Origin of the sequence: Arsenicitalea aurantiaca, from assembly GCF_003994485.1 — a bacterium.
Taxonomy (GTDB): domain Bacteria; phylum Pseudomonadota; class Alphaproteobacteria; order Rhizobiales; family Devosiaceae; genus Arsenicitalea; species Arsenicitalea aurantiaca.
Window position 1 is genome coordinate 14,888 of record NZ_RZNJ01000004.1, and the last position, 11,574, is coordinate 26,461.

The following is an 11,574-nucleotide window of genomic DNA, read 5'->3' on the forward strand; positions in this document are numbered from 1 at the left end:
CAAGACAGTGAGCATACTTGAAGGCTTTGCACCACCTGCTGCATCAATATCCGCCACAAGGTCGCTTCAACTGATCAAAGCAGGCACAATCCTGCGCACCTTGTCAATCCTCGAAGGCGAATGGTGGGGGTTTTTGACCGAACACGCATAGACGGGTACTTCTTTGCGCGAAAAATGGGCATTTTCTTTCATATCTTCCGCCATTTTGAGGCTTGCACTCGCGATGAAACTGCGCTCCTAATGTCGTTGTCGGCCTTTTGTGGTAGATTTCTACCAGATTCTTTGACCGACCGCGCAATACGCGCATTCAATGCGCCAGCAGAGAGAGAGGGCATGGCGAGTATTTCCGACGGGCGCGTGGTGCTGATCTCGGGCGGGAACCGCGGTATCGGTCTTGCGATCGCCCGAGCTTTCATCTCCCGCAGTTACCGGGTCAGCCTGGGCGCCCGCGATCCGCAATCGCTAGTGGATGCCTTCGGTCCCCAGACCGACAAGCTGCTTTACGCGCGGTTCGACGCCTTCGACATTCCCACCGCAGCGGCATGGGTTGACGCGACCGTCGCACGCTTCGGCCGCATCGACGCGCTGGTCAATAATGCCGGGTCGGGCGAGCGCGTCTCGCTCATGGATGACAATGACGAGGCGCTCGACCGGCTTTGGGCGGTCAACGTCAAGGCGCCGCTGCGCCTCACCCGGCTGTGCCTGCCAGAACTGGAACAGACCGGCGCCGGGCGTATCGTCAACGTGGCCTCGCTGTCGGGCAAGCGCGTGCGCAACGCCTTTGTCGGCTACAACATGACCAAGTTCGCCTTGATGGGCCTGACCCATACGACGCGGCATGTCGCCTGGGAGAAGGGCGTGCGCGCCACCGCCGTTTGTCCCAGCTTCGTGCGCACCGAGATGAGCGCCTATACTTCGAAGGTGTCCCCTGAGGACATGATCCAGCCCGAGACTATGGCCGAGCTCGTGTGCACGCTCGTCGAGCTACCCAATTCCGCCGCGATCGCCGAGTTGCTCGTCAACTGTCGTCTTGAAGACATGCTCTGAGCCGAAACCCCACAATCGATCCAGAAGATCCGATCATGTCCACAATTATTCCCGATCCCGTCGTCACCGATGCGCGCTTGCCAGAAAAGGTGGACGTCGTCATCATCGGCGGCGGCATCGTGGGCGCTTCCACCGCCCTCTTTCTGGCCCAGGCCGGCGTTTCGGTGGCCCTGTGCGAGAAAGGGCTGATCGGAGCAGAGCAATCCGGCCGCAACTGGGGCTGGGTGCGGCAGATGGGGCGCGATCCGGCCGAACTGCCGCTTGCCATGGAAAGCCTCCGGTTGTGGCGCGGCATGAACGAGCGAGTCGGAGGCGAGACCGGCTTCCGCCAGACCGGCATCACCTATCTCTGCACCAATGCCCGCGAGACCCAGGCCTATGAGGGGTGGCTGGAGCACGCGCAGGCGTTCCAGATCGGCTCGCGCCTCATCGGCCGCGGTGATTTGAGCGGTCTGCTTCCCGGCATTTCCGGGGGCTTCGTCTCGGCGCTCCACACTCCCACGGATGGACGCGCCGAACCCACCATGGCCACGCCCGCCATCGCCCGCGCTGCGGCGCAAGCCGGCGCCCATGTGCTGACCAATTGCGCCGTGCGCGGGGTCGAAACCAAGGCCGGCCGCGTCAGCGGCGTCGTTACCGAGCGCGGCCCGATCGTCGCAGCCCAGGTGGTATTGGCGGGAGGAGCCTGGTCGCGGCTCTTTGCCGGCAATCTCGACATCGATTTTCCCCAGCTTAAGATCCTGGGCACGGTGGCGCGGATCGGTCCGGTCGATGGGGTGCCCGACATGCCCGTGGGCGGCGGCAATTTCGCCTTCCGCAAGCGCCACGACGGCGGCTATTCGATTGCCATGCGTAATGCCAATGTCGTGCCCATCGTGCCCGACAGTTTCCGCCTCTTTGCAGATTTCGTGCCCAGCCTGATCAAGCAATGGCATGAACTCAAGCTCCGGATCGGCTCGCGCTTTCTCGAGGAATGGCGCACTCCCCGCCGCTGGGCGCTCGACGAGATTTCTCCGTTCGAACGTGTGCGCGTGCTTGATCCCGTGCCGGTCGAACGCTTCAACCAGAACGGGCTGATCAACGTCATCAAGGCTTTCCCAGCCTTTGCCAATGCCCGCATCCAGCAGAGTTGGTCCGGCCTTATCGATGTCACGCCCGACGCCGTTCCCGTCATCGGTCCGGTCGCCTCGCTTCCCGGCTTCTTCATCGCCAGCGGCTTCTCCGGCCACGGCTTCGGTATTGGCCCGGGCGCGGGTCAGATGATGGCTGAACTCGTCATGGGCGAACAGACGACCGTCGACGCCCAGCCCTTCGCGCTCGAACGCTTTGCCAAGTCGGCCAACGTCTCCCGTGCCTTCATCAACGATTCCAGGGGTTAGCAACATGGTTTGGCGCATCGGGGTGGACTCGGGGGGCACGTTCACCGACGTCTGCCTTTTCAACGACGAAACCGGCCGGCTCGACATCTGGAAAGTGCCCTCTACGCCGGACGATCCCTCGCGCGGCATCGCCGATGGCGTTTCGGAGGGCCTGTCGACTGTGGGCGCTCAGCCCGCCGAAGTCCGTTTTCTGGGCCATGGCACGACCGTCGCAACCAATGCGCTGATCGAACTGCGCGGGGTCAAGACCGGCCTTGTCGTTACCGACGGCTTTCGCGACCTGCTCGAGATCGGCCGCCAGAAACGGCCCAGCCTCTACGACATGAACGCGGAAAAGCCGGAAACGCTGGTGACGCGCGACCTGCGTTTCGAGGTTGCCGAACGCGTGCGTAGCGATGGCAGCATCGAGCTTCCCCTCAACGAGGCCGAAGTTCGCAAGGCGATCCGCGCCATGCAACGTGCCGAGGTCAAAGCCATCGCTATCTGCTGCCTTTACGGCTTCATGAACACCGCGCACGAAAAGCGCATACTCGAGATCGTGCGCGAGGAAGCGCTGGACCTCTTCGTCTCCGCCTCGCACGAAGTGGCGCCCGAGTTCCGCGAATACGAGCGCATGTCCACTACGGTGGTGAACGCCTATCTTGGCCCTGTCATGCGGCGCTACATCCAGCGCCTCAAGGCGCGGCTGTCGGATCTGGGGATCGCGATTCCGCCCCAGCTCACCCAATCGAACGGCGGCGTCATCGGCTTCGACGCGGCTGCCACCCTCCCCGTGCGGACGGTGCTGTCCGGGCCAAGTACCGGAGTTGTTGCCGCCCAGGCGATCGGCCGCATGGCCGAATTCGACAATGTCATCACCTTCGACGTGGGCGGCACCTCGTCCGATGTGGCACTGCTGCGCAACGGCGCCTGCGGCCTCACCAGCGAAGCCAGCGTTCATGGCTATCCGATCAAGGCCCCCATGCTCGACATCCATACCGTAGGTGCCGGTGGCGGTTCCATCGCCTTCGTGGACGGCGGTGGCCTGCTCAAGGTCGGCCCGCGCAGCGCGGGGGCCGATCCGGGCCCCGTCTGCTATGGCCGGGGCAATACCGAGCCGACTGTCACCGACGCTAATATCGTCCTTCAGACCCTGAACCCGGTCGAGATTCTGGGTGGGCGCATGAAGGTTCGGCGCGACCTTGCCGTCGAAGCTGTCGCGCGCCTTGCAGATCGGCTGGGTCTCAGCGTCATGGAAACAGCGCAGGGGATCATCTCGGTGGTCACTGCCAATATGGCCAAGGCCATCCGTGTCATTTCGGTGCAGCGCGGTCACGATCCGCGCGACTATGCGCTCATGGCCTTCGGCGGAGCCGGGCCGCTTCATGCCGCCCGCCTCGCCCGTGAGCTCGACATGTCGCACGTTATCGTGCCGGTGACCCCCGGCACCCTTTGCGCCCTCGGCCTGCTGCTCACCGATCTGCGCGCCGATTTTGCCGCCAGCCGGCTGCTGCCACTCGATCAGGCAGCATTGCCCGTGCTGCATGAAGGCTTCGTGGAACTCGAAAAGCAGGCCGTAATCTGGTTCGACAGCGAAAGCCTCAGGGAGGATCGACGCCTGATCGGCCGCACCGTTGACATGCGCTATGCCGGACAGAACTACGAGCTCTCCGTCCCTGTCCCTGCCGGGCCGATCACTGCCGAAACGCTCGAGGCGCTGGAGGCCGGCTTCGAGGAGGCCCATCGCCAACGCTTCGGCTTCATCGCCGAAGGCGAGATCGTGCAGGTCGTTACCCTGCGGGTTGAGGCGACTGGCATCGTCGCCAAGGCCCAGTTCAACAGCCACCCCGACGCCGGGCCGTCCGCCGAGGGCGCGATCGTCGCGCGGCGCGAGGTCTATATGCCCGAGGCCGGCGGCATGGTCGAATGCCCGGTCTATGCCCGTGACCGGCTCCGTTCGGGCAATCGCTTCGCCGGCCCCGCCATCATCGAGCAGATGGACGCGACGACTGTCGTGCTGCCCGGCATGGACGCAGTCGTCGATCCCTATCTCAACGTCATCCTCAAGGTGTGAAGATGAGTCAGGTCGATCCTATCACCGTCGAGGTCATCGGCAGCGCCCTTACCTCCATCGTCGAGGAAATGGGCGAGGCGCTGGTCCGCGCCAGCTATTCCACTAATATCAAGGAACGGCGAGACTGCTCTACCGCCCTGTTCGACTGGCGCGGCAACACTCTCTGCCAGGCCGAGCATATCCCCATGCATCTGGGCAGCTTCATCGGCATAATCCCGCACATCAAGAAGCGCTTCGCCGAAGCCGACATCCATCCGGGCGACGTCTTCATCGGCAACGATGCCTATGAAGGGGGCGCCACCCACCTGCCCGACATCGTCCTTGCGGAGCCGATCTTTTTCGAGGACCGCATGGTCGGCTGGGCCATCAACACAGCCCACCATTCCGACTTCGCCGATCGCGGGCACGCCCATATCTACCAGGAGGGCATCCGCTTGCCCCCGGTCAAGCTCTACAAGCAGGGGGTTCTGCAAAAGGACCTGCAGGACGTGTTCCTGCTCAATTGCCAGGTGCCGCATGAGCGCCTGTCCGATCTGCGCGCGCAGATGTCGGCCAACCGGCTGGGCGTTGAGCGCATGCAGGCGCTCTGTGCCAAATACGGCACCGCGCGCGTGCTGCAGGCCGGGGACGCCCTGCAGGACTATGCCGAGCGCAAGATGCGCGCTGGCATCGCGGCAATTCCCGACGGCACCTATCGCTTCACCGATTATTTTGACGACAGCCAGATGCCCGTCGAGATGAAACTGAGCATCGCCATCACCGTCAGCGGTGACGAGATGCACCTTGATTTCGACGCCCCCGACCAAGTCGCTGCCGGGCTCAACGTCATCTTCACGGCGCTGCTTGCTACCTGCTACTACGCCGTCAAATCGGTGGTTGATCCCACCATCCTTCCCAATGCGGGCTTGTCACGGCCGCTGACGGTGACAGCACGGCATGGCTCGCTTCTCAACTGCAAGCATCCCGGCGCTGTCGACGGGCGCATCGCCGCCTGCCAGCGCGTCGCCGACATGGTGCAGGGCGCGCTCGCCCAGGCCTTGCCCGACCGGGTGCAGGCGGCCGGCAATGGCTGCTGCACCGGCGCCATCTTTACCGGCGAACGCGCCGATGGAAGCCTCTGGGTCTATCTCGAAACCATTGGCGGCGGCGGGGGCGCGCGCCCCAAGGCCGACGGCCTGAGCGGGATTCATGTGCACATGACCAATACGTCCAATCTGCCGGTCGAAGCGCTCGAACTCGAATATCCCCTCACCTTGCTGCGCTACGAACTGGTCGATGGCTCAGCTGGGGCCGGCACCTACCGTGGTGGCATGGGGTTGCGCCGGGTCTATCGGGCGGAAGGGCCTTGCAAGCTCAGCCTGCATGGCTCGCGCCTCCTATCCCAGCCCTGGGGCCTTTCCGGCGGGCTTCCGGCCGCCGGCTCTACCGCCGATTTCGGCGATGAGCGCACTTCGTTCGTCGGCTCCATCCCGCTCATGTCCGGACAGGTGGTCGAGATTGTCACGCCCGGTGGCGGCGGCTTCGGCCCTCCTTCCGGGCGCTCCCCGGAAGCTGTGGCGCGGGACATCGCCGAAGGCCGGATCAGCGCCGAGTTCGCGGCTAGGACCTATGGCCAGGCCGCCACCAGCGTTGCCGTGGCACACCCCGATCTGGCACCCGCCAGCTGACCCCCCCTCCAAAAAAGAAGGATTAGACACATGGCCACTCCCAAGGTGATCAAGGTAAAATCGGGCAGCATTTTCGAAGACAAGGAGAGCTATTCGCGCCTCGTGGTCATCGATGACTGGATCTTCGCCTCAAATTCGGCTGGCCGCAATTACCAGACCCGCGAGATGTCGACCGACGCGGTCGAGCAGGCCCGGCAATGCTTCAAGAACCTTGAGGGTGCGCTTGCCGCCGTCGGTGCCAGCCTGGGCGACGTGGTGCGCTCGCGCGTAACCATTCCCTACCGCGAAGATGCCGCCGCGGTGATGGCCGTTGTCGGCGAAAAGTTCAAGGGTATCGACCCCGCCTCGACCGTAACCTGCTCGCCCCTCGGCGCCGCCGATTTCAAGGTCGAGATCGAGCTGACCGCCTATCGCGGCGTCGCCGCTGCCGGGGCGGAATATATCAACATCACGCTCTGACCTGCGGCATCGGAACCGCCCTACCGCGCGCCGGCACGGCGGTTCCTTTCTCTTTGGGGGTGTGAGAATATGGGCGGGCATTGCACAATGCTCCCAATCGGAGAAAGCCTCCTTGAACTTTGACGACGAGCCTATTTCCGATGACATGCTGCCGGCCGAGCGCAAGGAACGACTGCTCGACTGGTTGAACCAGAACATGGCGGCGACCAACCAGGAATTGTCGCGCCTCTTCGGTACATCGGTGTCCACGATCCGGCGCGATCTCGATCAGCTGGCCTCGCAAGGCCTTGTGCGCCGTACCCACGGCGGGGCGGTGCGCGTACGCCGACAGGCGACCTGGGAATTCACCATCGACCTCGCACGCCAGACAGCGACGGAGGAAAAGCGCGCCATCGCGCAAGAGGCGATCAAGCGGATCGAACCGCACCAGAGCATCCTGATCGATACCGGCTCGACCATGCACGAATTTGCCCGCGCCATCGCGGCGCTGTCGATCCCGCTCACTATCGTCACCAATGACGTGCTGGTTGCGAGCACGCTGGCCAACACCCATCACATCAAACTAGTAGTGCCCGGTGGCGCCTGCCGAGACGGCGCCTATACGCTGTTCGGCGAGCCGGGCCTGACCTTCATCCGTGATCTTCGGTGCGACACCTATTTCGCCTCAGCCCAGGCCCTCAATGCTGAATGCATCTCGGACACCACCGTGGATACCGTCAACCTCAAGCGCGCTATGATCAACGCGGCAAACCAGGTGGTCCTGCTGATCGACAGCTCTCGCTTCGGCGGCCGGGCGATGTACCGCGTCGCCGATGTCAGCGAAATCAGCGAGATCATCACCGATGACGGTGTCTCCGAGGAAGATACGGCGGCGTTTGCGGCCCGGAACACCAAGCTTACCCGCGTCGCCATTGGCGAATCCGTCGCCGACTAGCGCACCGCCTTCAACAGCTCGTGCTGGCGGAGACTGCCCTTCAACGATCCAGTCGCCTCACTACCCGTGCGCTTCGCGCCAGCGTTCGATGAGAAGAGCGGGGCTTCGTATCTTCTGGGCAATCCTCTGGCATCCACCGGAGCCATAGCCATGCTTCAGGGAGCATCACCTCTGGGGGGCAACGCAGGCGCGCTGGGTTCGGCGCATACCGCAAGAAAGCCTCGCAAGCTGCGCCACAGTTTTTTCAACCGAACCGCCAATCGCCCAGTCAAATGGCGCCAAGTCAAGACGTCCGCCATCTGCCTCCTTCTGGCGTCGCAGGACACAGGGATCCTAGATGGCTTCCAGTGCCCTTGATTATCAGATAGCGTTGACGTGGCGGCTCTGGCTTTCAGGGCCGTAAACTTCAGGATTTTTGACTGGCCTCCCCAAATCGACGTGCATTCGGACCACGGGTTACGCTTTGCACCGTCCCACGGGGCTCAATGCCAAATGCTCTCGAGCATCACGGCAGAAGTCAGCGTAGGAAGGCATAGTGGACACGCTACTCGAAACATCTCGTGAGAAAAAAGACACTGCATCGCTGATGCGGCGAGCTCTCGATCTGATGCCAGATGGCGTGCTGATCATCGGGAGCAACAGAGAGGTCCTCTACATGAACGAGGCCTTCGAGACGCTATGGCGAATACCGAGATCGGTTGTCCTGCAGGGCGACCAGGCTATGCTTGTTCACGTACTCGAGCAACTCGATGATCCCGATGCCTTCATGCACCTCGTCAACCGCCTCTATGGTTCGACAATTCCATCGGAAGATCAGCTCTCTTTCAAGGACGGCCGGCTCTTCAATCGCCGTAGCGTTGCTTTGCCGGAGAATGGCGGCGGGTATAGCCGCATATGGATCTTCAGTGACATCACAGAGGCTTGGAGCGCCAGGGTGGACGCACTGACCGGCTTGTTGAACCGCAGGGCCTACGCTCAAGAACTGCCAGAATTCATGGCCTCTGTGGCCGATCAAAGCATAAAGGCATTCGCACTTTTGGATGACGACAACTTCAAGGCGTATAATGACCGATACGGCCACGCCAAGGGCGATGCTGTTCTAGAGCGGATAGGCGAACTGCTTCAGGTAGCCCTCAAGCGGAGCACGGATAGAGCCTACCGCATTGGCGGGGAGGAGCTCGCCGTAACGTCCAAGCATCGCGACTGTATGTCGGCCGCCGCGTTCTACGAAGGAATGCTGACAAGTATCCGCGCTGCCAAGATCGAGCATAGAGGCAACCCCCCGCATGGCTGCATCACGGTGTCAATGGGACTGGGGCTGTTCGAGGGAGCGCGGGAACCGGGGCAAATCTTCAGCGAGGTTGATCGTGCCCTTTATAGAGCAAAGCGCCATGGGCGGAACCGAATGGATCTCGCTCAGCTACCGGTCCATTAGCCTGCTCCCAGAGGCGGCGAAGTTGTCAGCGTTGCTCGACCCGCCACCATCGGAAGATGTCCTTGGAACGGCACCCACAGCGTGAGGCTGTTAAAACCACCTGAGGGTACCGGAAACCGTTCTCAACGGCGAAGCCGGATAGACACGCGTTGCGAGACCGTGACCACACCCAGTCGGGCGAACTGCCAAAGTTCGGATCTTATAAGGCGTCATAGCCTGCGGATCGTGGGGCCATTCAGGGTGACATGGCCGTTCGACACATCAAGCCGCTATTCCAGTGACTTGAGATAGGCGATAATCGCCTCGGCTTGGTCGGGCTCAAACTCGAACTCCGGCATTTCCGGATGGCCACTCGATAGTCCTTCGACCAGCGCCTCGGCAAGGTCTGCCACATCGTAGCGGCGATGAAGATCGCGAAACGCTGGCGCTGCCGTGTGCGGCCCCAAGTCTTCTAATCCCGTCGCGTGACAGGCGCCGCAATAGGTCTCAACCAGCGCCTTGCCCGTACGCATTGCGATTTGATCGGGCGTCTGGAGACTTGCAAGGTAGGCAACGACATCCTCGACCTCTGCAGGATTTCTCAGCCCGCGAAAAATCATACGGCTGCCCGGCTCAAAGTGCCGCGGTCGCGCGATGAACTCGGCCAGCGTCTCGGCCGTCCAAACTAGCCCATTTTGACCAGCCTCACGCAAGGCCGCGCTATAGTTGAAATCCGGCAGGTCTCCCGCGCGCCGACCAAGCAGTTCATTCAATTGCGGCCCCTGACGGCTACCGGCCCCCAGCCCGATCTCGTGGCAGATAGCACATCGTGCGAAGACCTTGGCTCCCATCTCCACACTCTGGGCGGATGCGGGGGCACCCCACAGCATGATGACAAAAAGGCCAGCGCGTAGCATCGACGCCCTTGCTGGCGCGTCACGGAGACGCACGATCGCATCTCTGGATTCAGCAGCTCCGCTAATGTTGCCCTCCCACAGCTTTGATTTCGGATCTCCGCCAACGCGGAATGTCCCCTCTCGTCCGACCTTGGCAAGCATCACCGCGCAGAATGTGCTTGCCGACGGCAACATCGAGCCGCACGCGCGCCTATCCATCAAAAGTTGCAGCCATCCGACGTCGATATCTGGAATGCGCCGGCCAGCACTCCCGAATGACCTGACTTCGGCATCAAGTTCGCCTGAACCTGCTCCGTCCACAAGGGCAATTCGTCCCGTCCGGTGCCCGTGTTCGCGAGATGCCTAGGAGTGCCGCGGCGATGCGGTTCAGTTTTCGACTGCCAGTCTTAGCGTGCAATCGGACGGCCAATCACCGGCGAGCGGGCCGAAGCCGCAGTCTCTCTGATACACATTGAAGCAGAACGCTTTGGCAGGACGGTCTCACCCTCATGCTATTCTTGAATCGCGAATTGTGTCGGTGTCCCACAGCGCTTGAGTGCACTGTCGCTTTGTCCAATACGTATTCCAAACGTTATCGATCGAAGTGCACCCTGGCCGGTAGATGCCGCCCGCACCTTAAACCTCGAGGATCCAGGTCACACCCTGCGGTTCGAAACGGAGATCGACCTTGCCCACGGTACGCTCTACCATGTCGACCATGACTACGTGCCCAAACCCCCTTCGGACCGGAGCCGGCAGCGTCCGTGACACAGTCTCTCGCCATTCCAATCGCCACTGGTTAGCATCATTTGATCGCCAGGTTACGGTCAATCGGCCGGACGGTTCGGAAAGGGCCCCATGCTTGAGACTATTGGTGGCCAGCTCATGTAGCGCCATACCGACTGTCTGAGCATGCTGCGGGCAAACGGAGAAGTCGGGTCCATCGAATGCAATGCGATCATCGGACTCCATGGAAATGGTCCTAAATTGACTGGTCACAAGATCCCGCATTGACACTGCGGTCCAGTCCTGCGCAACGAGCAGATCATTGCTGGATGCCAGCCCCGCCAGGCGCGATGAGAAGGTCTCGAGAAAACGATCAGGCTCGGTACTTCGCGCCGTCGCCCGCGCAATGGCCATGACCACCGTGATGAGGTTCTTAGTTCGGTGGTTCAGCTCGCCCATGAGGTAGAGGGATTTTTGCTCAGCGTCCCGCTGTTCCGTCACGTCTATGTTGAGCCCTGTCATGCCGAGAAAGGTCCCGTCCCCGCCGAAGCGGGGGTTCGCCTCGGTCCGCATGATTCGATAGATGCCATCGGCGCGCCTGTAGCGGGCCTCAACTACGAAAGAGGTATGCGCAGCCATTGCCTCGCTGAACGGCTGGCTCAACAGCGCGACATCGTCGGGATGGAGCGTTGAGCTCCAGTCGAACTGATCGAGAGCGTCGGGATCGACGCCCCAGAAACGACGAAGTGAGCTGTTTAGGAACACGCAACGACCGAGCGCATCGCCCATCCACAGCATGGCGGGTGACGTCTCGGCAACAGCAATTGCCAATTCTTGGTCGGTCATGGACATCTGCGAAGGACGCTACTTCATCAGAGGAGGGCAATGATCCCATTTTCAAGGACCTAGGACAACTGCCCGTATGTCTGCATGGCGCAAGAGACGCAGGTGCACTTACTCCATCCCGCATCTTTCGCATGTTGCACCGAGTGTTAAGGC

Annotated in this window: 9 protein-coding genes; 7 read left to right on the top strand and 2 right to left on the bottom strand. The window is 62.0% G+C overall.

The window, feature by feature from the left end:
• Window positions 1-333 precede the first annotated feature (333 nt).
• From EMQ25_RS11385 to EMQ25_RS11415, 7 genes are all read left to right on the top strand, one after another.
• A complete protein-coding gene (locus EMQ25_RS11385) occupies window positions 334-1,047 on the top strand; it encodes an SDR family NAD(P)-dependent oxidoreductase (protein ID WP_127188721.1) in 714 nt (237 codons plus the stop codon).
• Window positions 1,048-1,082: 35 nt separating this feature from the next.
• Window positions 1,083-2,426: an NAD(P)/FAD-dependent oxidoreductase gene (locus EMQ25_RS11390; RefSeq protein WP_127188722.1), complete on the top strand. Its 1,344-nt coding sequence runs from the start codon at window positions 1,083-1,085 to the stop codon at window positions 2,424-2,426.
• Window positions 2,427-2,430: 4 nt separating this feature from the next.
• A complete protein-coding gene (locus tag EMQ25_RS11395) occupies window positions 2,431-4,479 on the top strand; it encodes a hydantoinase/oxoprolinase family protein (protein ID WP_127188723.1) in 2,049 nt (682 codons plus the stop codon).
• A 2-nt stretch (window positions 4,480-4,481) separates the two neighbouring features.
• Window positions 4,482-6,146 carry a hydantoinase B/oxoprolinase family protein gene (locus tag EMQ25_RS11400; RefSeq protein WP_127188724.1) on the top strand — a complete coding sequence of 555 codons (1,665 nt, stop codon included), beginning with the start codon at window positions 4,482-4,484 and terminating at the stop codon, window positions 6,144-6,146.
• A gap of 30 nt (window positions 6,147-6,176) precedes the next feature.
• Window positions 6,177-6,605, top strand: a complete 429-nt coding sequence (locus tag EMQ25_RS11405; protein WP_127188725.1) for a RidA family protein — start codon at window positions 6,177-6,179, stop codon at window positions 6,603-6,605.
• 112 nt (window positions 6,606-6,717) lie between these two features.
• On the top strand, window positions 6,718-7,539 hold the full coding sequence (locus EMQ25_RS11410; protein WP_127188726.1) for a DeoR/GlpR family DNA-binding transcription regulator: 822 nt from the start codon (window positions 6,718-6,720) through the stop codon (window positions 7,537-7,539).
• A 535-nt stretch (window positions 7,540-8,074) separates the two neighbouring features.
• Entirely contained in the window at window positions 8,075-8,974 is a 900-nt protein-coding gene (locus tag EMQ25_RS11415) for a GGDEF domain-containing protein (RefSeq protein WP_127188727.1), read from the top strand.
• Window positions 8,975-9,243: 269 nt separating this feature from the next.
• Here EMQ25_RS11415 and EMQ25_RS18085 read toward each other — a convergent pair whose 3' ends face one another.
• Window positions 9,244-9,804 carry a c-type cytochrome gene (locus EMQ25_RS18085; RefSeq protein WP_158626061.1) on the bottom strand — a complete coding sequence of 187 codons (561 nt, stop codon included), beginning with the start codon at window positions 9,802-9,804 and terminating at the stop codon, window positions 9,244-9,246.
• Between the two features lie 681 nt (window positions 9,805-10,485).
• On the bottom strand, window positions 10,486-11,421 hold the full coding sequence (locus tag EMQ25_RS11425) for an HWE histidine kinase domain-containing protein (protein ID WP_158626062.1): 936 nt from the start codon (window positions 11,419-11,421) through the stop codon (window positions 10,486-10,488).
• Window positions 11,422-11,574: the final 153 nt, after the last annotated feature.

Coding starts and splice junctions, on each gene's coding strand:
- EMQ25_RS11385 (WP_127188721.1), top strand. CDS start 334: ATGGCGAGTATTTCCGACGGGCGCGTGGTGCTGATCTCGGGCGGGAAC.
- EMQ25_RS11395 (WP_127188723.1), top strand. CDS start 2,431: ATGGTTTGGCGCATCGGGGTGGACTCGGGGGGCACGTTCACCGACGTC.
- EMQ25_RS11400 (WP_127188724.1), top strand. CDS start 4,482: ATGAGTCAGGTCGATCCTATCACCGTCGAGGTCATCGGCAGCGCCCTT.
- EMQ25_RS11405 (WP_127188725.1), top strand. CDS start 6,177: ATGGCCACTCCCAAGGTGATCAAGGTAAAATCGGGCAGCATTTTCGAA.
- EMQ25_RS11425 (WP_158626062.1), bottom strand. CDS start 11,421: ATGACCGACCAAGAATTGGCAATTGCTGTTGCCGAGACGTCACCCGCC.
- EMQ25_RS11390 (WP_127188722.1), top strand. CDS start 1,083: ATGTCCACAATTATTCCCGATCCCGTCGTCACCGATGCGCGCTTGCCA.
- EMQ25_RS18085 (WP_158626061.1), bottom strand. CDS start 9,804: ATGGGAGCCAAGGTCTTCGCACGATGTGCTATCTGCCACGAGATCGGG.